The sequence below is a fragment of the Streptomyces sp. NPDC047130 genome (genome assembly GCF_040643475.1).
Taxonomy (GTDB): domain Bacteria; phylum Actinomycetota; class Actinomycetes; order Streptomycetales; family Streptomycetaceae; genus Streptomyces.
On the sequence record NZ_JBEYUK010000002.1, the window covers coordinates 383927 to 408376 of the forward strand.

The 24450-nt window shown below is 74.4% G+C and carries 20 protein-coding genes and 3 tRNA genes; 12 read left to right on the forward strand and 11 right to left on the reverse strand.

What is annotated here, in order from left to right; genetic code table 11:
• Nucleotides 1–212: 212 nt before the first annotated feature.
• Entirely contained in the window at nt 213–1250 is a 1038-nt protein-coding gene (locus ABZ836_RS04270; RefSeq protein WP_361139080.1) for a rod shape-determining protein, read from the forward strand.
• Between the two features lie 111 nt (nt 1251–1361).
• On the opposite strand, the gene ABZ836_RS04275 is transcribed toward ABZ836_RS04270, so the two are convergent.
• A complete protein-coding gene (locus tag ABZ836_RS04275) occupies nt 1362–2297 on the reverse strand; it encodes an anti-sigma factor RsbA family regulatory protein (RefSeq protein WP_356131309.1) in 936 nt (311 codons plus the stop codon).
• Entirely contained in the window at nt 2294–2656 is a 363-nt protein-coding gene (locus ABZ836_RS04280; protein WP_356131311.1) for an STAS domain-containing protein, read from the reverse strand. Before ABZ836_RS04280 ends, ABZ836_RS04275 begins: the two co-directional genes overlap by 4 nt.
• Before the next feature lie 186 nt (nt 2657–2842).
• Here ABZ836_RS04280 and ABZ836_RS04285 point away from each other — a divergent pair, with 186 nt between their 5' ends.
• The gene (locus ABZ836_RS04285; RefSeq protein ID WP_356131313.1) at nt 2843–2986 is read left to right on the forward strand and encodes a hypothetical protein; all 144 of its coding nucleotides are present in this window, start codon (nt 2843–2845) and stop codon (nt 2984–2986) included.
• A gap of 109 nt (nt 2987–3095) precedes the next feature.
• Here ABZ836_RS04285 and ABZ836_RS04290 read toward each other — a convergent pair.
• The 3 genes from ABZ836_RS04290 to ABZ836_RS04300 all read right to left on the reverse strand — a co-directional run bounded on the left by ABZ836_RS04290 (nt 3096) and on the right by ABZ836_RS04300 (nt 3505).
• A tRNA-Ile gene (locus ABZ836_RS04290) sits at nt 3096–3172 on the reverse strand.
• Between the two features lie 181 nt (nt 3173–3353).
• Nucleotides 3354–3426 (reverse strand) — tRNA-Asn (locus ABZ836_RS04295).
• 6 nt (nt 3427–3432) lie between these two features.
• Nucleotides 3433–3505 (reverse strand) — tRNA-Asn (locus ABZ836_RS04300).
• Between the two features lie 148 nt (nt 3506–3653).
• Between ABZ836_RS04300 and ABZ836_RS04305 the strand changes: the two genes are divergently transcribed.
• The 6 genes from ABZ836_RS04305 to ABZ836_RS04330 all read left to right on the forward strand — a co-directional run bounded on the left by ABZ836_RS04305 (nt 3654) and on the right by ABZ836_RS04330 (nt 11989).
• Nucleotides 3654–3956, forward strand: coding sequence for a YtxH domain-containing protein (locus tag ABZ836_RS04305; protein WP_356131315.1), 303 nt, complete (start codon nt 3654–3656; stop codon nt 3954–3956).
• A 135-nt stretch (nt 3957–4091) separates the two neighbouring features.
• Nucleotides 4092–5546, forward strand: a complete 1455-nt coding sequence (locus ABZ836_RS04310; RefSeq protein WP_361139086.1) for an FGGY family carbohydrate kinase — start codon at nt 4092–4094, stop codon at nt 5544–5546.
• A 158-nt stretch (nt 5547–5704) separates the two neighbouring features.
• A complete protein-coding gene (locus ABZ836_RS04315; RefSeq protein WP_356131318.1) occupies nt 5705–7438 on the forward strand; it encodes an ABC transporter ATP-binding protein in 1734 nt (577 codons plus the stop codon).
• Entirely contained in the window at nt 7438–9366 is a 1929-nt protein-coding gene (locus tag ABZ836_RS04320) for an ABC transporter ATP-binding protein (RefSeq protein ID WP_361139090.1), read from the forward strand. Before ABZ836_RS04315 ends, ABZ836_RS04320 begins: the two co-directional genes overlap by 1 nt.
• Nucleotides 9367–9567: 201 nt before the next feature.
• The gene (gene helR, locus ABZ836_RS04325; RefSeq protein WP_361139093.1) at nt 9568–11745 is read left to right on the forward strand and encodes an RNA polymerase recycling motor ATPase HelR; all 2178 of its coding nucleotides are present in this window, start codon (nt 9568–9570) and stop codon (nt 11743–11745) included.
• A 121-nt stretch (nt 11746–11866) separates the two neighbouring features.
• Entirely contained in the window at nt 11867–11989 is a 123-nt protein-coding gene (locus tag ABZ836_RS04330; RefSeq protein WP_361139096.1) for a hypothetical protein, read from the forward strand.
• On the opposite strand, the gene ABZ836_RS04335 is transcribed toward ABZ836_RS04330, so the two are convergent.
• Entirely contained in the window at nt 11977–13206 is a 1230-nt protein-coding gene (locus ABZ836_RS04335) for an RNA polymerase sigma factor (protein WP_361139356.1), read from the reverse strand. The two genes, ABZ836_RS04330 and ABZ836_RS04335, sit on opposite strands and share 13 nt — an antisense overlap.
• A 319-nt stretch (nt 13207–13525) precedes the next feature.
• Here ABZ836_RS04335 and ABZ836_RS04340 point away from each other — a divergent pair, with 319 nt between their 5' ends.
• Together ABZ836_RS04340 and ABZ836_RS04345 are read left to right on the forward strand one after the other, a co-directional pair.
• The gene (locus tag ABZ836_RS04340; RefSeq protein ID WP_361139099.1) at nt 13526–14149 is read left to right on the forward strand and encodes a hypothetical protein; all 624 of its coding nucleotides are present in this window, start codon (nt 13526–13528) and stop codon (nt 14147–14149) included.
• Nucleotides 14146–15165, forward strand: coding sequence for a nucleotidyl transferase AbiEii/AbiGii toxin family protein (locus ABZ836_RS04345; protein ID WP_361139102.1), 1020 nt, complete (start codon nt 14146–14148; stop codon nt 15163–15165). The genes ABZ836_RS04340 and ABZ836_RS04345 overlap by 4 nt, the downstream gene beginning before the upstream one ends.
• On the opposite strand, the gene ABZ836_RS04350 is transcribed toward ABZ836_RS04345, so the two are convergent.
• From ABZ836_RS04350 to ABZ836_RS04370, 5 genes are all read right to left on the reverse strand, one after another.
• A complete protein-coding gene (locus tag ABZ836_RS04350) occupies nt 15162–15779 on the reverse strand; it encodes a VOC family protein (protein ID WP_361139105.1) in 618 nt (205 codons plus the stop codon). The two genes, ABZ836_RS04345 and ABZ836_RS04350, sit on opposite strands and share 4 nt — an antisense overlap.
• Nucleotides 15780–15820: 41 nt before the next feature.
• A complete protein-coding gene (gene dnaG, locus ABZ836_RS04355) occupies nt 15821–17758 on the reverse strand; it encodes a DNA primase (protein WP_356131332.1) in 1938 nt (645 codons plus the stop codon).
• Nucleotides 17759–17892: 134 nt separating this feature from the next.
• A complete protein-coding gene (locus ABZ836_RS04360) occupies nt 17893–19158 on the reverse strand; it encodes an FAD-dependent oxidoreductase (protein ID WP_356131334.1) in 1266 nt (421 codons plus the stop codon).
• Between the two features lie 113 nt (nt 19159–19271).
• The gene (locus ABZ836_RS04365; RefSeq protein ID WP_356131336.1) at nt 19272–20570 is read right to left on the reverse strand and encodes a deoxyguanosinetriphosphate triphosphohydrolase; all 1299 of its coding nucleotides are present in this window, start codon (nt 20568–20570) and stop codon (nt 19272–19274) included.
• A gap of 44 nt (nt 20571–20614) precedes the next feature.
• Nucleotides 20615–21370, reverse strand: coding sequence for a sirohydrochlorin chelatase (locus ABZ836_RS04370; RefSeq protein ID WP_356131338.1), 756 nt, complete (start codon nt 21368–21370; stop codon nt 20615–20617).
• A gap of 158 nt (nt 21371–21528) precedes the next feature.
• Between ABZ836_RS04370 and ABZ836_RS04375 the strand changes: the two genes are divergently transcribed.
• Nucleotides 21529–22236 carry an ElyC/SanA/YdcF family protein gene (locus ABZ836_RS04375; protein WP_361139109.1) on the forward strand — a complete coding sequence of 236 codons (708 nt, stop codon included), beginning with the start codon at nt 21529–21531 and terminating at the stop codon, nt 22234–22236.
• An 80-nt stretch (nt 22237–22316) separates the two neighbouring features.
• Nucleotides 22317–24449 carry a molybdopterin oxidoreductase family protein gene (locus ABZ836_RS04380; protein ID WP_361139111.1) on the forward strand — a complete coding sequence of 711 codons (2133 nt, stop codon included), beginning with the start codon at nt 22317–22319 and terminating at the stop codon, nt 24447–24449.
• Nucleotide 24450 lies beyond the last annotated feature (1 nt).

Consider the following 24450-nt stretch of genomic DNA (forward strand, 5'->3'; position numbering starts at 1 on the left):
GGGCGGGAATGCGCCGTGACGCTAACCCGCCTCCCGCTGGGGGCCGTCCGGGGTCCCGCGCCGCCCCTTCGGCCGCCGGCCGGGGCACGGCCACCCGTCCGGGCCGCACCCGGCCGGGCTGCTCCGGCGGGCGCGCCGTCCCGGCCGGTCGCAGGATGCGGGAAGAGGGGCGCCGGCCGGGCGTCGTCCACCGCATTCGGGAGGATCCACTCGTGACCGCCAATCTGGAGCAGTTGCGCCGCTGCCACTTCGCCGTGGACCTCGGCGCCGCGCGGACCCGCGTCTACGTCAAGGGCGCCGGGCTGGTCGTCGACCAGCCCTCGGTCGCCGCCGTGAACACCCGGACGGGCGCGCTGATCGCCGTCGGCGAGTTCGCCGAGAAGATGACCGGCCGCACGCCCTCCTACATCAAGACGGTCCGCCCGGTCTCCGGCGGCACGGTGGTCGACATCGAGATGGCGCAGCGGATGCTGCGGCACCTGATCGGCGAGAAGACCCGGCGCCTGCTGCGGCGCAAGCCGCGGCTGCGGGCGGCGGCCTGCACCCCGCACGACGCCGACCCGCTGGCCCGGCGGGCCACCGTGGAGACGCTGGTGGGTCTGGGGGCCCGCCGGGTCGAGCTGGTGGACACGCTGATCGCGGCCGCCGTGGGCTGCGGTCTGCCGGTGGAGCGGGCCGAGGCCACCATGATCATGGTGTGCGGGGCGGCGGCCACGCAGGTGGCGGTGCTGTCGCTGGGGTCGATCGTGACGGCGGAGCGGATCCCGGTCGGCGGCGAGGCCGTGGACAACGCGATCGTCCAGCACCTGCGGCACGAGCACGAGCTGATGCTGCCGAGCCAGTCGGTGCGCCCGCTGCAGCTCGCCCTGTCCGGCAACGGCCTCACCCCGCACGGCCCGGCCACCACGGAGATCCACGGCCGTGACGTGGCGACGGGCCTGGCCCGGTCGGTCCGGGTGGACACCGCCGCCGTGCGCAACGCCATCCAGACGCCGCTGACCGCCGTCCTGGACGGCATCGGCAAGGTGCTCCGCGACTGCCCGCCCGACCTGGTGGCGGACCTCGCCGACCGCGGCATCATGATGGTCGGCGGCACGGCGCTGCTGCCGGGGTTCGACCAGATGCTGCGGCAGGCCACCGGGATGCCCGTCCACATCGCCGAGCGCCCCGACGTCTGCGCGGTGCAGGGCCTCGGCGCCATGCTGGACGGCAAGATCGAGCCGCTGGTGCTCGACCCGCTGGCCGGCTGACCGCCGCGCCCGGGCCTCCCGCCCGCGGCCGCGGCTCCGGGCCCGGGCCTCGGCTCCGGCTTCGGCTCCGGCTCCGGCTCCGGCTCCGGCTCCGGCTCCGGCTCCGGCGGATCAGAGCGCCAGGTAGGCGCGGATGGTGGTGCCGTAGCCGCCGGTGTGCACGCGCACCAGGTCGGCCAGCAGGTTGACGGTGAGCAGGCCCCGCCCGCCGATCTGGTCGCGGCCGGCCGGACGGCGCCCGGCCAGCGGGTCGGTCAGCTGCCCGGCGTCGCGGACCTCGCACACCAGGTGTCCGTCCTCGGACCACAGCCGCACGGTGCCCCGGCCGCCGCCGTGGACGACGCTGTTGGTGGTGAGCTCGGCCACGATCAGCGCGAAGTCGTCCAGCCGGTCGGCGGCGAGTCCGGTCTGCGCGGCCTCGGCGACGCTGCGGTGCCGGGCCGTCGGCAGCGACTCGGCGTCGTAGTCGAAGCTCAGGCGGATCCCGCAGGGCGCCTCGGGCAGGGGCTGGTTGTACCGCGCGACGAGGCCGTCCGGGTCGTAGGCCGGGCTGTCGCTCTGCCGTCCGCCGCCGTCGATCACCACGGGGTGGGTGACGTAGGCGTCGGCCAGCGACCGCTCGTCGAGCCGGGTGGTGTCGTACGGGCAGAGGATGCTGACCTCGCGGCCGGTGAAGGCGTGGTTGATCAGCGCCTCGTGCTGGGCGCAGGCCGGGTACTCGGTCTCCGAGCGGCCCGCCCAGATCGGCTCGCCGATCAGCCGGACCCTCCCGGCGGCCGGGTGGGAGTCGGCGAAGGCCCGCAGCACGCCGGGGATGATCCGCCCGGGGTTGCGTCCCGCCTTCTGCATGTCGAGGAAGCGCACCCGCGAGCCGTCCTCGCCCAGCTCGGCGCGGATCAGCTCCAGGTTGTACGAGGGAACGGCGACGGCCACCGGCTCGCCCCGCTCCAGCCCCTCACGCACGAACGACACGGTGCCGGCCAGGTACTCGGCGGCGTTCGCGTAGAAGAGGGCTGGATGCACGAACGGTTCGGTCACGGTACTCACGGCGTCGGCACCTCGATCCCCGGCAGGCCGGGCCAGTACATCTCCAGGACTCGCTTGAGGGTCCTCGGCGGGTTGTGCAGGACGAGTCGGCGGTCGGCGTCCAGCCGTTCCACGGCACGGGCGAGCGCCTCGGCCCCCGCCACGTCGACGAAGCCGACCTCGGCCAGGTCCAGTACATAGGCGCTGCCGCCGGCCGCGACGGCGTCGGCCAGCACCTCCGTCCAGACGGGGTGGGTGGCCAGGCCGACCTCACCGGCGAGCCGGACACCACTCCCCCCGGGGAGACGGTGGACCGTCAGGTACGGCGCCGCGGTCGTCGGGACCGCAGCCCCTGCCGCGGTCCTGTCCGGGCTGTGCACACCGCCTCCTGTGGGTTGCCGGCGCCGTCCAGTATGCCTGGCGCCGGCCGGGGCCGGGCACCGCGTGCCCGGACGGCGGGCGAGACCTCCACCACGCGTCAGGCGCTCGGGTACCGGGTACCCGCCGCCCGAGAGCCGCAGGCGGTGGCCCTGTCACCGCATGCCCCGTCCCCGTAAGGAGAACCCATGAGCGACGAGCCGATCCCGACGGCTTCCCAGGCGGAGGGCGAGCGCGACCCCGAACCGGGTGAGGAGGAACACGTCAATCCGCCGCACACCAACCCCTCCCAGGCGGAGGGCGAGGCGGACGACGAGAGCGACCAGGGCTGAGCGGCCCGTACCCGAGGCCGAGCGGCCCGTGCACGACGACGGCTCCCTTCGCCGCGGGCGCGGCGGCAGGGAGCCGAGGTGCGCCCGGGGGCGCCGAGGAAGGGGTCCGTGGTGGGGCGGGTGGGACTCGAACCCACGGCCGGCGGATTATGAGTCCGCTGCTCTAACCGGCTGAGCTACCGCCCCTTCACGGCGCGTCGCGCACATATGTGCGCGCCGTCTGCCGCAGCATAGCCGCTCATACGATCTCCTGCCTCAGCTAGGTCGACAGCATGACCATGACCAACTGCCGACCGACCGCGGAGTGCGGGAGCCGGACGTGGCAGGGCATGAAAAAGGACCCCGGTGGGGCCCTCGTTCAAGCGTGCTCCCCCGACTGGACTCGAACCAGTAACCTGCCGGTTAACAGCCGGCTGCTCTGCCAATTGAGCTACGGAGGACCGAAGCTCCCCCGACTGGACTCGAACCAGTAACCTGCCGGTTAACAGCCGGCTGCTCTGCCAATTGAGCTACGGAGGAATGCCTCGCTGCATCGAACGCTCCCACCCGGGTATTCGCCAGGGGGCGCGCGCTCGCTGCGAGACATACATTAGCGCAAGCAGGGGGGTGCTCCGCCAATCGGTATCCCCTGTGACCGTTGCCGAAGCCGAAGGAAGGGTGGCCGACCATGCGCTACCGGCTCACATTCATGTCCGGAGTGGCCCTGGGCTACGTGCTCGGCGCGAAAGCCGGGCGGGAGCGTTACGAACAGATCATGACCAAGGCCCGTCAGATCACCGAGAACCCCGCGGTGCGCAACACCGCGGAGACCGCGGCCCAGCAGGGCCGCCAGGTGGCCGGCAAGGCTTACCACACGGTGAGCGACAAGATGCCCGACTCGGTCTCCCAGCGGGTGAAGTCCGTCCGCGGCAGCCGGTCCGGCTCCAACGGACAGCACGGCACGGACGACTGGGGAACCGGCACCGTCTGAGCCGCCTCGCGGTCGCGGACCCGGTCCGCGTCCCCGATCCGGGCACGAGGCCCGCACCGCCCCCGGTGCGGGCCCGCGCCGTGGGCGGCCTCCGGTCCGGTCCGGAAGCGTCACGGGTGGTGCACAATCACCCCCATGGGGATAGTCGCCGGCTTGGACAGTTCGTCCGATTCGACTCGCATCGTGGTCTGTGACGCGGAGACCGGTGCCGTGCTGCGGCAGGGCTACGCTCCGCATCCGGTCGAGCCCGCCGGGGGCGGGGGGCGTCCGGCGGACGTCGACCCGCAGGCGTGGCTGCGGTCCCTGGGCGAGGCCGCCGGCGGCGGCCTGCTGGAGGGGGTGCAGGCCATCGGCGTCTCCGCGCAGCGCAACGCCCTGGTGCCGCTGGACGGCCAGGGCAACCTGGTCCGGCCGGCGCTGACCGGGGGCGACCGGCGCGCGCAGACATCGGCCGCCGACCTGGTGGACCTGCTGGGCGGCCGGGAGGCGTGGGCGCGGGCCGTGGGCCTCGTCCCGCAGGCCGCGCAGCCGGTGACGAAGCTGCGGTGGCTGCGCCGGAGCGAGCCGGAGAGCGCCGACCGCACGGCCTTCCTGATGCAGGCGCACGACTGGCTGGTCTGGCAGCTGCTGGGCCGCCCCGCGCGGCGCACCACCGACCGCGGCGGCGCCTCCGGCACCGGCTACTGGTCGGCCGCCACCGGCGCCTGGCGCCCCGACCTGGTCGAGATGGCGCTGGGGCACCCGGCGGCCCTGCCGGAGGTGATCGCCCCCTGGGAGGCGGCGGGCACCACGCCGGAGGGGCTGCTGATCTCCGCCGGCACCGGGGAGACCATGGCGGCGGCCTTCGGCCTCGGGGTCGGCGTGGGCGACGCGGTGGTGTCGCTGGGCGTCTCCGGTTCGGTGATGGCCGTGCACCCGGAGGCCGTCGGGGACTCGGGCGGCTCGGTGACGTCGCTGGCCGACGCGACCGGCATGCACCTGCCCGTGGTGTCCACGTCCAACGCGGTGCGGGTGCTGCGGGCCACCGCGGGGATGCTGGACGTGGACGGCCCCCGGGCGCTGTCGGAGCTGGCGCTGAAGTCGACGCCGGGCGCGCACGGACTGGTGCTGCTGCCCTACCTGGAGGGTGAGCGCACGCCGCACCTGCCGCACGCGGCGGGCACGCTCACCGGGCTGCGGTCCGAGTCGATGCGGCCCGAGCACCTGGCGCGGGCGGCGTTCGAGGGGATGCTGTGCTCCCTGGCGGACGCGTTGGACGTGCTGCGGGCGCGGGGGGTCGCGGTGCGCCGGGTCTTCCTGCTGGGCGAGGCGGCGGAGCTGCCGGCGGTGCGCGCGATCGCCCCGGCGCTGTTCGGGACGCAGGTCGTGGTGCCGCAGCCGGCCGACTACGCGGCGATCGGGGCGGCCCGCCAGGCGGCCTGGGCGCTCGGCGTCGCGCACGGCACGCTGGAGCCGCACCGGCCTCCGGCCTGGCAGGGCGCCGCGGCGCAGGTCCTGGAGCCGGGGGACGACCTGCCGGTGGGCCAGGCGGTCCGGCAGCAGTACGTCGCGGTCCGCGAGCAGACCCACCCGGAGGCGTTCCCGGGGTGACCCCGGAGAACCCCTGCGGCTGAACCCTGACCCCGATTTGGCCCGCGCTTGGCTTAATCGCTTGAGGTAACGCCACTGTCGTGGTCGACGATAGGCGGCGTGGGATCCGCGTCCCCGCGGTGCCCGCGCCCCTTCGTCGGCCTCTCGAAAGTATCGGCGTGCTCATACGACTCCTCAGGACCCACCTACGGCCCTACCGCACCCCCATCGCCCTGGTCGTGGCGCTGCAGCTGCTGCAGACGTGCGCGACCCTCTACCTGCCCACCCTGAACGCCGACATCATCGACGACGGCGTGGTGAAGGGCGACACCGGTTACATCCTGACCTTCGGCGCCCTGATGCTGGGGATCTCCCTGGCGCAGGTGGTCTGCAACATCGGCGCCGTGCACTTCGGCGCCCGCACCGCCGCCGCGCTGGGCCGCGACCTGCGCGCCGCGGTCTTCGACCGGGTGCAGTCCTTCTCGGCCCGCGAGCTGGGCCGCTTCGGAGCGCCCTCGCTGATCACCCGGACCACCAACGACGTGCAGCAGATCCAGATGCTGGCGCTGATGACGTTCACCCTGATGGTGTCCGCGCCGATCATGGGCGTGGGCGGCGTGGTCATGGCGCTGGGCCTGGACGTGCCGCTCTCCGGCGTGCTGCTGGGGGTGCTGCCGGTGATGGCGGTGGCGCTGACCTTCCTGATCCGCGCGCTGCGGCCGCTGTTCCGGACCATGCAGGAGCGGCTGGACCAGGTGAACCGGGTGCTGCGCGAGCAGATCACCGGCAACCGGGTGATCCGGGCGTTCGTGCGGGACGAGTACGAGCAGCGGCGGTTCCGGAAGGCCAACGAGGAGCTGACCGAGGTCTCGCTCGGGACCGGCAACCTGATGGCGCTGATGTTCCCGGTCGTGATGACGGTGGTGAACCTGGCGTCGATCGCGGTGCTCTGGTTCGGCGCGCACCGCATCGAGTCGGGCGGCATGGGCATCGGCGACCTGACGGCGTTCCTGGCCTACCTGATGCAGATCGTCATGTCGGTGATGATGGCCACGTTCATGTTCATGATGGTCCCGCGGGCGGAGGTGTGCGCCGAGCGGATCCAGGAGGTCCTGGACACGGAGTCCAGCGTGGTGCCGCCCGAGGCCGGGGTGACCGAGCTGCGGGCGAGCGGCACGCTGGAGCTGCGCGGGGCCGGGTTCCGGTACCCGGGCGCGGAGGAGCCGGTGCTCAAGGCGGTCGACCTGCTGGCGCGGCCCGGGGAGGTCACCGCGGTGATCGGCTCGACCGGTTCCGGCAAGTCGACGCTGCTGGGCCTGGTGCCCCGGCTGTTCGACGCGACGGAGGGCGAGGTCCTGGTCGACGGGACCGACGTCCGGGAGATCGACCCCCGGGTGCTGGCGAGGACGGTGTCGCTGGTCCCGCAGAAGCCGTACCTGTTCGCCGGCACGGTGGCGACGAACCTCCGGTACGGCAACCCGGACGCGACGGACGAGGAGCTGTGGCACGCGCTGGAGGTGGCGCAGGCCAAGGAGTTCGTGGCCGCGCTGGAGGGCGGCCTGGACGCCCCGGTCGCGCAGGGCGGCTCCAACGTCTCCGGCGGCCAGCGGCAGCGCCTGGCCATCGCCCGGACGCTGGTGCAGCGGCCGGAGATCTACCTGTTCGACGACTCCTTCTCGGCGCTCGACTACGCCACGGACGCGGCGCTGCGGTCGGCCCTGATCCGGGAGACGGCCGGGGCCACCGTGCTGATCGTGGCGCAGCGGGTGTCCACGATCAGGGACGCGGACCGGATCGTGGTCCTGGACGAGGGCCGGGTGGTCGGCGTGGGCCGGCACGCGGAGCTGATGGACGGCAACGAGACCTACCGGGAGATCGTGCTCTCCCAGCTGACGGAAGCGGAGGCAGCCTGATGGCCGGGCCTGCGGGGCGGATGATGGCCGGGACGGGCCCGGACAACCGGTCGATGGACTTCAAGGGCTCCACCAGGCGGCTGCTGGTGCGGTTCAAGCCGGAGCGGGCGTCGCTGTGGGTGATGCTGGCGTCGGTGGTGGTGAGTGTCGGGCTGACGGTGGCCGGGCCGAAGATCCTGGGGCGCGCCACCGACCTGGTCTTCGCGGGCATCGTCGGCCGGGAGATGCCCGCGGGGGCGACCAAGGAGCAGGTCCTCGCGTCGATGCGGGCCCGCGGCGAGGACGGGGTCGCGGACATGCTGGGCGGGGTGGACTTCACCCCGGGCGAGGGCATCGACTTCGCGGCGGTGGGCGGCGTGCTGCTGCTGGCCCTCGGGATGTTCCTGGCGGCCGGGCTGCTGATGGCGGTGGCCACCCGGATGGTGAACCGGGCGGTCAACCGGACGATGTTCCGGATGCGCGAGGACGTGCAGACCAAGCTGTCGCGGCTGCCGCTGTCGTACTTCGACAAGCGGCAGCGCGGCGAGGTGCTGAGCCGGGCCACCAACGACATCGACAACCTGGGGCAGACGCTGCAGCAGTCGATGGGGCAGCTGGTGAACGCGGTGCTGTCCATCGTCGGCGTGCTGGTGATGATGTTCTGGGTGTCCTGGCTGCTGGCGCTGGTCGCGCTGGTGACGGTGCCGCTGTCGTTCGTGGTGGCGACCAGGGTGGGCAAGCGGTCCCAGCCGCACTTCGTGGCCCAGTGGCGCACGACGGGGCAGCTCAACGCGCACATCGAGGAGATGTACACCGGCCACTCGCTGGTGAAGGTGTTCGGCCGGCAGGACGAGTCGGCGGCGAGGTTCGCCGAGCACAACGAGGAGCTGTACCGGGCCGGGTTCAAGGCGCAGTTCATGAGTGGTGTGATGCAGCCGCTGATGATGTTCGTCTCCAACCTGAACTACGTGCTGGTGGCCGTGGTCGGTGGCCTGCGGGTGGCGTCGGGGTCGCTGTCCATCGGTGACGTGCAGGCGTTCGTCCAGTACTCGCGGCAGTTCTCGATGCCGCTGACGCAGGTGGCGTCGATGGCGAACCTGGTGCAGTCGGGCGTGGCCTCGGCGGAGCGGGTCTTCGAGCTGCTGGACGCCGAGGAGCAGGACGCCGACCCGATCCCCGGGGTGCGCCCGGAGGAGCTGCGCGGCCGGGTCGGGTTCGAGCGGGTGTCGTTCCGCTACGAGCCGGACAAGCCGCTGATCGAGGACCTGTCGCTGACGGTGGAGCCGGGGCACACGGTGGCGATCGTGGGCCCGACCGGCGCGGGCAAGACCACGCTGGTGAACCTGCTGATGCGGTTCTACGAGGTCACCGGCGGGCGGATCACGCTGGACGGCGTGGACGTCGCCACCATGTCGCGGGACGAGCTGCGGTCCGCGATCGGCATGGTGCTGCAGGACACCTGGCTCTTCGGCGGGACCATCGCGGAGAACATCGCGTACGGGGCGCCCGGCGAGGTGACCCGCGGCGACGTGGAGGAGGCGGCGCGCGCCGCGCACGCCGACCGGTTCATCCGCACCCTGCCGGACGGCTACGACACGGTGATCGACGGCGAGGGGGCGGGGGTGAGCGCGGGCGAGAAGCAGCTGATCACGATCGCCCGGGCCTTCCTCTCCGACCCGGTGATCCTGGTGCTGGACGAGGCGACCAGTTCCGTCGACACCCGGACCGAGGTGCTGATCCAGAAGGCGATGGCCAAGCTGGCGCACGGCCGGACCTCGTTCGTGATCGCGCACCGGCTCTCCACGATCCGGGACGCGGACACCATCCTGGTGATGGAGAACGGCGCGATCGTGGAGCAGGGCCGCCACGCGAAGCTGCTGGCGGAGGACGGCGCCTACGCCCGGCTGTACAAGGCGCAGTTCGCCCAGGCGGTCGCCGAGGTGGAGTGACGCGCGAAGAGGTTCGGCCCCCGTCCGCGCTCGCGGGTGGGGGCCGAACCGTTCGTCGTGGAGGGCGGAGGGTACGGACACCTCCTGCCATGGTCAAGGTATAGCGCAGGGGGGTCCTTGCGGCAAGGCCCCCCTCGTGGCGCACAATCGCTCCTCCGCGCCGGTGACCACGGGCGCGCCCCCCTGTGACGGAGCCGAACGGTGACCCTTCCTTCCCTGCCCGCCCCTGCCTTCGCCCTGCCCGAGCGGCTGGCCGCCAAGGCCGACCCGCGGCTGATCGGCGACGACGAGCGTCACTTCGCTGACGTCGCCGCCACCCTGGAGCAGGCGATCGCCGAGCTGTCCGGCCGCCTCGACGCGGAGCGGCGGGCGCCCGGCGGCGTGGGCCGGGAGGCGATGGAGCGCGACCTGGAGATCCACCGCCTCTCCGCGCGGCTGCGCGCGCTGCGCCGGTTCGGCCTGGACCTCTGCCTGGGCCGGATGGTTCCCGCCGACGGCTCCGGGGAGCCCCTCTACGTCGGGCGGCTCGGTCTCACCGACAGCTCGGGCCGCCGGCTGCTGGTGGACTGGCGCTCCCCCGCCGCGGAGCCGTTCTTCGCCGCGACCCACGCCAACCCGATGGGGCTGGCGAGCCGCCGCCGGTACCGGTGGACGGCGGGCCGCGTCGGCGACTACTGGGACGAGGTGTTCACCGCGGACGGCCTCGGCGAGCACCGGGCGGCGCTGGACGACCAGTCCGCCTTCGTCGCCGGTCTGGGCGCGAACCGTTCCTCCCGGATGCGGGACGTCCTCGCCACCATCCAGGCCGACCAGGACGCCGTGATCCGGGCGGGGTCGCGCGGCGCGCTGGTGGTGGACGGCGGGCCGGGCACCGGCAAGACGGTGGTGGCCCTGCACCGGTCCGCGTACCTGCTGTACGCCGACCCGCGGCTGGGCCACCGGCGGGGCGGGGTGCTCTTCGTGGGCCCGCACCAGCCGTACCTGAACTACGTCGCCGACGTGCTGCCCGGCCTGGGCGAGGAGGGTGTGCGCACCTGCACCCTGCGCGACCTGGTCGCCGAGGGGGCCCGGGCCGTGCCGGAGGCGGACCCGGAGGTGGCCCGGCTGAAGGCGTCGGTGGAGATGGTGCGGGCGATCGAGAAGGCGGTGCGGTTCTACGAGTCGCCGCCCACCGAGGGCATGACGGTGACCACCCCGTGGGGCCAGGTGCCGCTGACCGCCGCCGACTGGGCCGAGGCGTTCGACGCGGCGGAGCCCGGCACCCCGCACAACGAGGCGCGGGAGCAGATCTGGGACGAGCTGGTGGCGGTGCTCGAGGACCGGATCGGCGCGGAGGTCCCCTCCCGTCTGTTCCGCCGGGCGCTCGCCCACGACGACGGGCTGACCGGGGCGCTGAGCGCCGCCTGGCCGATGATCGAGGCCGCCGACCTCGTCGGCGACCTGTGGACGGTCCCCGCCTACCTGCGGTTGTGCGCCCCCTGGCTGAGCCCCGACGAGGTGCGCCTGCTGCGGCGGGAGAGGCCGGACGCCTGGACGGTCTCCGACCTGCCGCTGCTGGACGCCGCGCGGCAGCGGCTGGGCGATCCGGCGACCGCCCGGCGCAAGCGCCGCCACCGGGCCTCCGTCGCCGCGGAGCGGGAGCGGATGGCGGGCGTCATCGAGAGCGTGGTCGCGGCCGACCCGGACGGCGAGGGCGCGGTGACCATGCTGCTCGGCGACGACCTCAGGGAGTCCCTGGTCGACGGGTCCGCGCTGCCGTCCGCCGGCACCGATCCGCTGGCCGGCCCGTTCGCGCACGTCGTGGTGGACGAGGCGCAGGAGCTCACCGACGCCGAGTGGCGGATGCTCCTGCTGCGCTGCCCGTCGCGCAGCTTCACCGTCGTCGGCGACCGGGCGCAGGCCCGGGGCGGGTTCACCGAGAGCTGGCCGGAGCGGCTGCGGCGGGTGGGCCTGGACCGGGTGGAGGTGGCGTCGCTGAGCATCAACTACCGCACCCCGGAGGAGGTCATGGCCGAGGCCGAGCCGGTGATCCGGGCCGCTGTCCCGGACGCCAACGTGCCCGTTTCGGTGCGTCGTTCCGGCGTTCCGGTCCACCACGGCACCGTCGCCGAGCTGCGCGGCGTCGTGGAGGGCTGGCTGGCCGCCCACGAGGAGGGGATCGCCTGCGTGATCGGCGACCCCGCCTTCCGCGGGACGTCCCGGGTGCGGTCGCTCACCCCCGAGCTGGCCAAGGGGCTCGAGTTCGACCTGGTGGTGCTGGTCCGGCCGGAACGGTTCGGCGAGGGCGTCGCGGGCGCGGTCGACCGCTATGTCGCCATGACCCGGGCCACCCAGCGGCTGGTCGTGCTCACGGACGACGACGGCGCGCGGGCGGCCTGACCGGCGACCAGCCGGTGATCGGCCGGGGTGATCAGCCGGTGATCAGTCGGTGGCCGCCGGGGCGTGCGGGGCGGGTGGCGCGTCCGGCGCGTCCGGGGCTTCCCCCCGGCTGACGGGGAGGGTGGCGGCGAGCAGGCTCCACACCGCCGTCGCCGTCAACGCCGCCCTGGTCCTCCTCACCGTCCTCGCCGCGGCCCTCTTCCTCCGCGCCCCGGCGGCGGGCGGTCCGGCTCAGTCGAGGTAGCCGCGCAGTTGCTCGGCGTAGGTGTGGTCGCGCAGCTTGCTCAGCGTCTTGGACTCGATCTGCCGGATCCGTTCGCGGGTGACGCCGAAGATGCGGCCGATCTCCTCCAGGGTGCGGGGACGGCCGTCCATCAGCCCGTAGCGGTACTGGACCACCCGGCGTTCGCGCTCGTTGAGCGTGGAGAGCACGGCGTCGAGGTGCTGGCGCAGCAGGATGAACGACGCCGTCTCCACGGGGGAGGCGGCGTCGCCGTCCTCGATGAGGTCGCCGAGGGCGACGTCCTCCTCCTCGCCGACCGGTGCGTGCAGGGACACCGGCTCCTGGGCGAGCCGCAGCACCTCGCGAACCCGGTCGCCGGTGAGGTCGAGGTGGGCGCCGACCTCCTCGGCGGTGGGCTCGCACCCGCGTTCCTGGAGCATCCTGCGCTGCACCCGCACCACGCGGTTGATCAGCTCGACGACGTGCACCGGGACCCGGATGGTGCGGGCCTGGTCGGCGAGGGCGCGGGACATGGCCTGCCGGATCCACCAGGTGGCGTAGGTGGAGAACTTGTAGCCGCGGGCGTAGTCGAACTTCTCCACCGCGCGGATCAGGCCCAGGTTGCCCTCCTGGACCAGGTCGAGCATGGTCAGGCCGCGGCCCACGTACCGCTTGGCGACCGAGACGACCAGCCGCAGGTTGGCCTCGATCAGCCGGCGCTTGGCCAGGCGGCCCAGCACCACCAGCCGGTCCAGGTCGTGGGCGAGCCGGCTGTCCAGGTCGGGGGTGCGGCTCAGCTTCTCCTCGGCGAACAGCCCCGCCTCCACCCGGCGGGCGAGTTCGACCTCCTCCGCCGCGGTCAGCAGGGGGATGCGGCCTATCTCGCGGAGGTACTGCCGGAACAGGTCGGCGGAGGGCCCCGCGGTCTGCCCCCGGCGGCCGGCCGCCACCGGCGTCTCCGGCCCGTCCTGCCCCTCGGGCTCGTCCTGGTCCTCCTGCTCCTCCTGCTCCACCGCTTCGACCGCTTCGACCGCTCCCACCGGGTCGGCCTGATCGTCGGCCGGGTCGGCCGGGTCAACCGGTTCCGTGAGGTCCAGGGGGTCCGGCGCCCGCACGGGTTCCACCGGCTCGTCCGGCTCCGCCGGCTCGTCCGAGGGGCCGGCCTGGGTCTCCGGGTGGTGCGCGGCGCGGTCCTGCGGGGGCACCACCGGGAGGACCGCCGCGTCGGCGTCGGCCAGGACGCGCGTGGGTCCGGCGGCGGGGGTGAGGGTCTGGGTCTGCACGCGTGCGACCTCCAGGGGGAATCGCTGCTGGGCGGTGCGGCAGCGCTTGCGTCTGTGGGCGACTGCGGGGGGTGACGCCGGGCGGCTCGACCGCGCCGTGGTCGCGGGCCGTGCGTGCTCCGGATACTCGGCGCCGGACTCAGTGTGGCGTAGGACACACATCCCTCACGAGGGTCGTGCGCCGTTTTTTTGGGACCGGTCCGTGACCGGGTGGTTACCCACTGGACGCAAATCTCATGTGCGCCCCCAGAAACCCCTCTGGAATGATCAGCGGATGCCCCGCTCTTCCTACGAAGCGCATCTCACCGTGCGGTGCGCCGACGACACGGCGCTCGACCGGCTGCGCGACTGGTCCGCCGCGCGCGACCTGAAGCTGACCCATGTGGTGCTGGCCCGCGGTCGCACCCGCTCGCAGCCGATGCTGACCCTGCGCGAGGCCATCTCGTACGCCGCCCAGCTGGAGCGGGCGCGGGCGGTGGCCGCGGAACTGGAGCGGGACGGCTTCGCGGTGCTCCGTCTGAAGGTCGAGTGCGACCCGTGGGCCCCGGAGGTGCCGCGCGAACCGCCGCCGGACGAGCGGCACTTCGAGCACCACGTGAAGCTCCGCCTGGCCGCCGGCGCCGATCTGACGGCGCTGGCCGCCCGGGTCGCCCCGCACGGCGCGCACCTGTCCTGGAACGCCCGCCGGGTCTCCGGCCCCGGGCACCACGAGCGGTTCGTCACCCAGCGCTGCCACGGCGTGGCCGCGGACGGCGCCGGCCGGGCCCTGGACGCGCTGCTGGCGGAGCTGGCGGGACTGGAGGTGCTCGACGTGGAGCGGGAGTTCGTGCTCCACGACAGCGACGCGTCGGTGGACGACGGCTGGCTGACCGCCGCGGACGAGGAAGTGACGGCATGAGCACCCGTGACAGGCCCTGGAGGCCCCGCGAGTTCCACGACCTGCCGAGGACCCTGCGCTGGGTCGCCGCGGACGGGGTGTCCCAGGACCCCGTCTTCGACCCGTCGATGAAGCAGCACGCCGACGCCTACCGGGCCTCGGACCCCCGGTTCGCGGACCCGGCGCGGGGCGCGGCCTGGCGGGACGCCCGGCGGCGGGCGATGGGGCTGGTGCTGCGGGCGATCGCCGACTCGCCCTGGGCCGACTCGCTGGTGCTGCGCGGCAGCGCGCTGATGGCCCTCTGGTTCGGCCCGGAGGCCCGGGAGCCCGGCGACCTGGACTTCGTGGTCGTGCCGCGGGACTGGCGGCTGGAGGACGGCCGCACCGCCCGCATGTTCGGCCGGATCGCCGAGGACGCGCAGTCCCTGGCCGAGCGGACCGAACGGACCGAACGGACCGGGGAAACCGGGGAAACCGGAGAGACCGGGGAGACCGGGAAGGCGCTGCGGATCAGCGCGAGCGGGGCCGTGTCGGACGACATCTGGACCTACGACCGGGTCCCCGGGCGCCGCCTGGTCCTGCCCTGGTCCGCCCCGGACCTCCCGGACCTCCCGGCCGGGAGCCTGCAGCTGGACTTCGTCTTCGGCGAGGAACTGCTGGAGGAACCCGGCCTGGTGGAGCTGCCGGACGGCGCCGTCCTGCGGGCGGCGACGCCCGAGCTGTCCCTGGCCTGGAAGGTGACCTGGCTGGTGTCCGACAGCTACCCGCAGGGCAAGGACCTCTACGACGCCGTGCTGCTCGCCGAACGGCACACCCTCACGCGGGCGTTGCTCGCCGCGGCGTTGCGGCAGTCCGAGGAGTGGCCGCACTTCACCGCGTCCGGCCGGCTGGCCCGGGAGGACCTGGCCGCGCTGCTCGGACACGTCCTGTGGGACGACTTCACCACCGACCACCCGGAACTGGCGGGCCGCCGGGAGGAGTTCACCGAGCGCCTGCTCGACGCCCTGACCCCGGCCCTCGGCCTGGAACTCGCCTAGGACAGTTCCAGGACTCCCGCGGGGGTGTCGATGCGGGCCACGAGCCTGTCGGGGCCCTCGGTGAGGTCGAGTCCGGTGCCGAGGGCGGCCAGGTGGCGACGGGTCTCGTCCGGGTCCGTGGTGCTGGCCGACATGCCCAGGAGGGACACGCTCGGCAGCCCGGCGGAGGGGTGCCCGGTGACGCCCCAGTCGATCAGGAACGGCACCACCATGCTCTCGCCCGCCGTCAGCCGCCACTCCAGCAGCGTGCCGTCCGGACGCCGGCGGCTCATCCCGCGGAGCGGTCCCGTGGCCACCCCGGCCGAGCGGGCCGCGGCCACCGCCGCGTCCGGGTCCGGCGGACAGATCGCCCAGGTCGCCAGCCGCGGCGCGGACAGATCATCCACCCCGAAGGGCCGCGGGCCCGCCGGCTCCGGCTGCTCCGGGTCCGGTCCCACGATCTCCAGGTACCGCCGGCCGCCCAGACCCACCAGGTAGTTGCGGGTGCCCAGGCCCACGTGCGCGCCGCCCGGCGCGGGAGCCACCCCCGTACGCCGGGTGAACTCGGCGACCGTCGACGCCAGGTCCGGTGTCGCGTGGACGAGATGATCCAACAGCGCGGGAACAGTGGCCACGCCGGGAGGCTACAGCACCCCACCACCACGCCGGACAGCCCCTACAGCGCGGCCGCCCCGCGCTCCCTGAGCGCCTGGCCGTACTGCTGCAGGACCCACAACTCATTCTGCACGGCGGCGAGTCGGGCCGGATCGCCCTGGTGGCCCAGGCGGGCCAGGCTGCTCTGGATCTCCTGGATGCGGCGGTCCACCGCGCGGCGGCGGACCGCGACCAGCTGCTCCCCCGCGTAGTTCTCGTCCACCGGGCGGCGCACCATGATCGCCTCGACCGCCAGCTCGGTGACCATCGCCCGCACGGTGTCGTCGGGCGCGGCCTCCCGGACCCGGATCAGGTACTCCTGCGGCTGCTGCGCCCCGGCCTCGGCGCCGCCCGCTTCCTGGATCGCCTGCCGGACGGCCGCGTAGGGCGGGGCGGTGAACTCGTCCACGCCGTACGCGTCGAACGCCGGGGAGACCAGCTCGGGCCGCTGCAGCGCCAGCTTGATCAGCTCGCGCTCGGTGGCGTGGACCGGGTTGCGGAGGTTGAGCGGCGGGCCGGAGGGGCCGCGGGAGCCCGGACCTGCGGGGGCGGCGGTGCCGGGGCCGTCCTGGGGGTGGCGCGGTCCGCCCTCGGGGGCGGCGGGACCCCGCCCTCCCCGGTCACGGGCCCAGCGGGCGATCTGCGCGACCCGGCGCACCACGAACTGGGTGTCCAGGATGCCGAGCATCCCGGCGAGCTCCACCGCGACCTCGTGCTGCGCGCCCACGTTCTTGATCTTGGCGACCACCGGGGCGGCCTCGTCCAGCGCGGCGGCGCGCCCGGCGGGGGTGTCCAGGTCGTAGCGGCCGACGATCTGCCGCAGCGCGAACTCGAACAGCGGCGTGCGCGGCTCGACCAGGTCGGCGACGGCGTCGTCGCCCTTGGCCAGGCGCAGGTCGCAGGGGTCCATGCCGTCGGGGGCGATGGCGATGTACGTCTCGGCGGCGAACTTCTGGTCGTCCTCGAAGGCGCGCAGCGCGGCCTTCTGGCCGGCCGAGTCGCCGTCGAAGGTGAAGATCACCCGCGAGGTGCCGTTGTCCATCAGCAGCCGGCGGAGGATCTTGATGTGGTCGCCGCCGAAGGCGGTGCCGCAGGTGGCTATGGCGGTGGTCACACCGGCCAGGTGGCAGGCCATGACGTCGGTGTAGCCCTCGACCACCACCGCGCGGCTGCTCTTGGCGATGTCCTTCTTCGCGAGGTCGATGCCGTAGAGGACCTGCGACTTCCGGTAGATCGGGGTGTCCGGGGTGTTCAGGTACTTGGGGCCGTTGTCCGACTCGTAGAGCTTGCGGGCGCCGAAGCCGACGACCTCGCCGCCGATGTCGCGGATCGGCCACATCAGGCGGCCGCGGAAGCGGTCGATGGGGCCGCGGCGGCCCTCCTGGGCGAGGCCGGAGGTGAGGATCTCCTTGTCGGTGAACCCCTTGCCGCGCAGGTAGCGGGTGAGGTGGTCCCAGCCCTGGGGGCTGTAGCCGACGTTGAAGTGCTCGGCGGCGGCCTGGTCGAAGCCGCGCTCGGCGAGGAAGGCGCGGCCGGTCTCGGCCTCGGGGCCGGTGGCGAGCTGCTCGGCGTAGAACTGGGCGGCGATCTTGTGCGCCTCGATCAGGCGGATGCGTTCGCCGCGCTGGTGGGAGGGGTTGTAGCCGCCCTCCTCGTAGCGCAGGGTGATCCCCGCCTGGGCGGCGAGGCGCTCGACGGCCTCCGAGAAGGTGAGGTGGTCGACCTTCATCACGAAGGTGATGGTGTCGCCGCCCTCCTGGCAGCCGAAGCAGTGGAACAGCCCCTTGGCGGGGCTGACCTGGAAGGACGGGGACTTCTCGTCGTGGAACGGGCAGAGGCCCTTGAGGTTGCCGCCGCCGGCGTTCTTCAGCTGCAGGTACTCGGAGACGACGGAGTCGATCGGGACCGCGTCCCGGACCGCCTTCACGTCCTCGTCGTTGATCCTGCCGCCACCTGCCACGTGCAAATTGTACGGGGGTCCGCCGACGCCGCCCCGCCACCGCCGCCGCGGGCGGGTGCGCCGCCCGCCCCCCGGGGTGCGGGGAGCGCGGGCGGGCACGCCCCGGGGGCCCCGGGCGGGGACCCCGCGGGACCTCAGGCGGGGAGGGAGTCCAGGGCGACGCGGGGGTCCGAGAGCGCCTCGGTGTCGACGGGTGCCCGGGAGCGGATCAGGTTCTGGATCGCCGGGGTGACGTCCCACACGTTGACGTTCATCCCGGCCAGCACCCGCCCCTCCTTCAGCCAGAAGGCGATGAACTCCCGCTTCCCGGCGTCGCCGCGGATGACCACCTCGTCGTACGCCCCCGGCGGCGCCCACCCGGAGTACTCCATGCCCAGGTCGTACTGGTCGGAGAAGAAGTAGGGCACGCGGTCGTACACCACGTCCCGCCCGAGCATGGCCCGCGCCGCCGCCGGGCCGCCGTTGAGCGCGTTGGCCCAGTGCTCCACCCGCATCCGCGCCCCGAAGAGCGGATGCGGGAACGCCGCCACGTCGCCCGCGGCGAAGACGTGCGGGTCCGAGGTCCGCAGCGAGGCGTCGACGAGGACGCCGCCGCCCTGCTCCCGCGGCGCCAGTTCGAGCCCCGCCGCCTCGGCGAGCGCGGTCCTGGGCGCCGCCCCGATCGCGGCGAGCACCGCGTGCGCCGGGTGCTCCTCGCCGTCCTCGGTCCGCGCCGCCAGCACCAGGCCGTCCTGCCCGACGATCTCGGTGAGCCGCGCCCCGAACTGGAACCGCACCCCGTGCTCCCGGTGCAGCTCGGCGAAGACGTTGCCCAGCTCGGGCCCGAGCACCCCGTGCAGCGGCGTCGGCGCGGGCTCGACGACGGTGACCTCGGCCCCGTAGTGCCGTCCGGCCGCCGCGACCTCCAGGCCGATCCAGCCGGCGCCGGCGATCAGCAGGTGCCCGTTGTCGCGGCCGAGGGCGGCGAGCACGCCCTTGAGCCGCTCCGCGTGCGCGAACCGCCGCAGGTGGTGGACGCCGGCCAGGTCGGTTCCCGGCACGTCCAGCCGGCGCGGCTCCGCCCCGGTCGCCAGCAGCAGCTTGTCGTAGCGGACCAGGGAGCCGTCGTCGCCGAGCCGCACGGTCCGCGCCGCCGTGTCGACGGCCTCCACGGTCTGCCCGAGGTGCAGTTCGACGTCGTGCGCCGCGTACCAGGCGGGTTCGTGGACGAGGGCGCCCTCGCGGTCCGCCGAGCCCAGCAGGTACCCCTTGGAGAGCGGGGGCCTCTCGTACGGGTGGTCGCGTTCGTCGCTGATCACTATCACCCGCCCGCTGAAGCCCTCGGCGCGCAGCGTCTCCGCCGCCTTCGCGCCGGCCAGGCCTCCTCCGACGATGACGAACGTCTGGTCCGCGTCGACCACGGTGTGCCTCCTTCTCCGGGGGTGCCGGATGAGCGTCCCGCACGGAGGCTAGTGGGAGAAGGGGACCTGTCGAAGGGGCCACGCGGTCCCGGCCGTGCGGTAAAGGGCCCCGCTCACGCCTGCATGGTGAGCCGGGTGTGCAGGACGCGGGCCGAGGCGTCGGTCAGCGAGGCGATCTGGTCGACGATGACCCGCTTGCGCGCCCGGTCGTCCCCCGCCGCCTCGAACAGCGCCGCGAACTGCGGGTCCAGTCCTTCCGGCGCCCGCGCCGTGAGCGCCTCCGCCAGTTCGGCGACGACGATCCGCTGCTCGGCGCGCAGCCGCTCCTGCTCGGCCCGCTGCATCACGTACAGGTCGGCGACCGCCTTGAGCACCGCGCACTCCATCCGGGTGGTCCGCGGCACCACCAGCTGCGCCTTGTACCGGGTCAGCCGCCCGTCGCCGTACGCGGCCCGGGTGGCGGTCTCGGCGGCGGTGCAGAACCGTCCGATCAGCTGGCTGGTGGCGTCCTTCAGCCGGGCCTGGTCGACGGCGCTGCCGTCGTAGCCGTGCGGCCACCACTCCTGCGACTGGAGCCGGTCCAGCGCCGCGCCCAGTTCCTCCGGGTCGGTGTCGGCGGGCACGTAGCGGGCGTCCAGCACCGCCACCGTGAAGATCTCCCGCCGGTCGGTGGCGCTGTGCAGGCGGGACGGCTGGATGTGCCCGGCGTGCAGTCCGTCCTCGATGTCGTGGACGGAGTAGGCGACGTCGTCGGCCCAGTCCATCACCTGCGCCTCGAAGCAGACCCGGTCGCGGGCGGGCGCGTCGGCCCGCACCCAGTCGAAGATGCGCCGGTCGTCGTCGTAGACGCCGAACTTGCGGAAGGCGGGGCCGGCCGGGTGCCCGCCGCGCGGCCAGGGGTACTTGGCGGCGGCGTCCAGCGCGGCGCGGCTGAGGTTGAGGCCGACGCTGGTCTGCTCGCCGGTGGCCCGGTCGGTGACGAACCGTTTGGGCTCCAGGCGGGTGAGCAGCCGCAGCGACTGGGCGTTGCCCTCGAAACCGCCGCAGTCGGCGGCGAACTCGTCCAGCGCCTGCTCGCCGTTGTGGCCGAACGGGGGGTGGCCCAGGTCGTGGGAGAGGCACGCGGCCTCCACCAGGTCGGGGTCGCAGCCGAGCGCGGCGCCCAGCTCCCGGCCGACCTGCGCGCACTCCAGCGAGTGGGTGAGCCGGGTGCGGGGGCTGGCGTCCCAGAGGCGGACGGTGCCGGGGGTGACGACCTGCGTCTTCCCGGCGAGCCTGCGCAGCGCGGCGGAGTGCAGCACCCGGGCGCGGTCGCGCTGGAAGGCGGTGCGCCCGGGGCGCTTGTCGGGTTCCGGGGCCCACCGTTCGACGGCGGCCTCGTCGTATCCGGCGGTCGGTTCGTTGCCTGCCATGCCACCGACAGTAAGGGGTGTCGGTGACCGCCGCCCCGCATCGGCTACGCGGCGGCCAGGGCGTGGCGCGCGGCGGGGGCGGCGGGCCGGCCGGTCAGCGCCTCGTCGTAGCGGAGCAGCACCAGCCCGGCGACGTCCGGGTGGGCGCCGAGCGGGGCGGCGGCGATGCCCGGGGCGGCGCGGACGGTCTCGGTGTGGAAGCGTCCGGGGGCGGTGAAGTAGGAGGCGACGGCGACCTCGGTGCGGCCCCGGGCGGCCAGGGCCGACACCGCCTCGGCGACGGTGGGGGCGGCGGAGGCGCAGGCGTGCTCCACCGGGACGCCGAGACGGGCCGCGAGCGCGGCGGCGGTACGGCGGAGGTCGACGGCCGCGTCGGGGTCGCGGGAGCCGGACGCCGCCAGCACCACGGCGTGCCGCGGCGACGGCGCGGGCGGCCAGCCGGCCTCGGTGAGCCGCTCGTGCAGGGCGCTCACCAGCAGCGGGTGCGGGCCCAGGGCGGGCGCCTGCCGGATCCCGGGGGCGCCGGTGGCGGCGACCGTGGCGGGGATGTCGTGCTTGACGTGGTAGCCGCGGCTGAGCAGCAGCGGCACCAGCACGGCGGGCGCGCCGCCGAGCCCGCGCAGGGTGTCGGCGAGCAGCGGCTCGTTCAGCTCGACGTGTCCGAGCCGGACGTCGAGTCCCGGCCTCCGGCGGCGCACCACGCCGGCCAGCGCCAGCGCGGTGCGCAGGGCGCGGGGGTCGCGGCTGCCGTGGGGCACGAGCACGAGGGCGGGGCGGGTCGTTCGCGGGACTGCGGCCATGCCGTGATCCTCCCCGGTGGAGATTGCCGTCCGGTTGCGGGGCGGGCGTCGGGTTGTTTTCCCCGCCATCACAGCCGCCGGCCGACGGATGTGAGAGGCGACCGGGAACCGCCGCCGCCCTTCCCCGCGTTGAAGACGACGTGGGGAAACGGTGGAGTGTGCGCGAGTCGTGGCTGTCGCGGTGGGCCTGGCGGCCGTGGTCGCCGGGGTTGCCGCGGACGACGGCGGGGCGGCGGCGGCTGGTGAGGGCGGTCGTCGCGGTCTGCGCCGTGGCGCTGCTGCCCTACACGTGGGTGTTCCTGACGGCGGACGACCGGCTGCGCGCGCCCGGCGAGGTGCCGGAGACGGGCGTGGCCGTGGTGTTCGGCGCCGGGCTGTGGGGGGACGAGCCCTCCCCCTACCTGGCGCACCGCCTGGACACCGCGGCCGGGCTCTACGCCGACGGCCGGATACGGGCGGTCCTGGTGACCGGGGACAACAGCCGCGAGGAGTACGACGAGCCGGACGCCATGCGCGCCTACCTCGTGGAGCGCGGCGTGCCCGACGCGCGGATCGTCAGCGACTACGCGGGCTTCGACACCTGGGACTCCTGCGCGCGGGCCAAGCGGATCTTCGGCGTGGACGAGGCGGTCCTGATCACCCAGGGCTTCCACGTCCGGCGGGCGGTCGCGCTGTGCGAGGAGGCCGGCATCACCTCGTACGGCGTCGCCGCCACGGGGGACCGGCACAACCTGAGCTGGTACTACGGCACCGTGCGCGAGGCCTTCGCGGCGGGCAAGGCCGCGCTGGACGCGCTGCTGGAACCCGACCCGCGGTTCCTGGGGCCCCGGGAGAAGGGCGTCGACCAGGCCCTCACAGCGTCGTGAGGCGGGCCGGGAGGTCACCGTCCCGGCCGTGTAACCGGCGGCGATCGGCTCCGTAACACCCACCGCGCACGCTGGGGCGTATGCAGAACACCGCCGCGCCCACGCCCACCCACTGCCCCTACTGCGCCCTGCAGTGCGGCATGAACCTGGCCCCGTCCGGGACGGGCGGGCTCGAGGTGCTGGAGCGCGCGGACTTCCCGGTGAACCGGGGCGCCCTGTGCGGCAAGGGCCGCACCGCGACCGCCGTGCTGGACCGCGCCGCCCGGCTGACCACGCCCCTGGTGCGCGGCGCGGACGGCGAACTCGCCCCGGCGGGCTGGGAGGAGGCCCTGGACCGGGTGGCCTCCGCCCTGCTGCGCACCCGCGCCGAGCACGGCGCGGACGCGGTGGGCGTCTTCGGCGGCGGCGGTCTCACCAACGAGAAGGCGTACGCGCTGGGCAAGTTCGCGCGGGTGGCGCTCGGCACCTCGCAGATCGACTACAACGGGCGGTTCTGCATGTCCTCCGCCGCGGCCGCCGGGACCAGGGCGTTCGGGGTGGACCGGGGGCTGCCGTTCCCGCTGGAGGACATCCCCCGCACCGGCTGCGTGATCCTGGTCGGCTCCAACCCGGCCGAGACCATGCCGCCGGCGCTGCGCTACTTCACGGAGCTGCGCGAGAACGGCGGCACGCTGATCGTGATCGACCCGCGCCGCACCCGCACCGCCGAGCAGGCCGACCTGCACATCGCCCCGCGCCCCGGCACCGATCTCGCCCTCGCGCTGGGCCTGCTGCACCTGGTGGTCGCCGAGGGCCGCGTCGACGAGGCGTACGTCGCGGAGCGGACCACCGGCTGGGAGGAGGCCCGGGCCGCGGCGATGGCGCACTGGCCGGAGTACGTGGAGCGGATCACCGGCGTGCCGGTGCCCGAACTGCGGCAGGCGGTGCGGATGTTCTGCGAGCCGGAGGCGGCGATGGTGCTCACCGCGCGCGGCCCGGAGCAGCAGTCCAAGGGGACCGACACGGTCGGCGCGTGGATCAACCTCTGCCTGGCCACCGGCCGGCCCGGCCGCCCGTACTCCGGCTACGGCTGTCTCACCGGCCAGGGCAACGGCCAGGGCGGCCGCGAACACGGCCAGAAGGCCGACCAGTTGCCCGGCTACCGCAAGCTGGACGACCCGGAGGCCCGACGCCACGTGGCCGGGGTGTGGGGGGTCGACCCGGACTCCCTGCCCGGACCGGGCCGCAGCGCCTACGAGCTCCTCGACGCCCTCGGCACCGACGTCCGCGCGCTGCTGCTCATGGGGTCCAACCCGGTGGTGTCCGCGCCGCGCGCCGCGCACGTGGAGGAGCGGATCCGGTCGCTGGACTTCCTCGCCGTCGCCGACGTCGTGCTCTCCGAGACGGCCGCGCTGGCCGACGTGGTGCTGCCGGTGACCCAGTGGGCCGAGGAGACCGGGACGATGACCAACATCGAGGGCCGGGTCCTGCTGCGCCGCCGCGCGGTGACGCCGCCGGAGGGCGTCCGCGGCGACCTGTCCGTGCTGCGGGAGCTGGCCGACCGGCTCGGCGTGGAGAAGGGGTTCCCCGAGGACCCCGAGGAGGTCTTCGAGGAGCTGCGCCGCGCCAGCGCGGGCGGGCTCGCTGACTACTCCGGGATCACCTACCGGCGGCTGGCCGAGGAGAACGGCGTGTTCTGGCCGGCGCCGGAGCGGGCCGCGGGGGACGGTGCCGCGGCGGGGGACGGTGCCGCCGCGGGGGACGGTGCCGCCGCGCATCCCGGTACGCCGCGGCTGTTCCTGGACCGGTTCGCCCACCCGGACGGCCGGGCCCGGTTCGTGCCGGTCGCCCATCGCGCGGCGGCGGAGGAGCCGGACGAGGAGTTCCCGCTGCTGCTCACCACGGGGCGGGTGGTCGCGCAGTACCAGTCGGGCGCCCAGACCCGCCGGGTCGCCGAGCTGACCGCGGCGGCGCCGGGCCCGTTCGTCGAGCTGCACCCGCGGCTGGCGGAGCGGCTCGGGGTGGCGGAGGGCGACCGGCTGGCGGTGGTGTCCCGGCGCGGCCGGGCGGTGGCCCCGGCGCGGGTCACCGGCTCCATCCGGCCGGACACCGTGTTCATGCCGTTCCACTGGTACGGCGAGGGCCGGGTCAACACGCTCACCAACCCGGCGCTGGACCCGGTCTCCCGGATGCCGGAGTTCAAGACGTGCGCGGTCCGCGTGGAGCGGGCCTAGG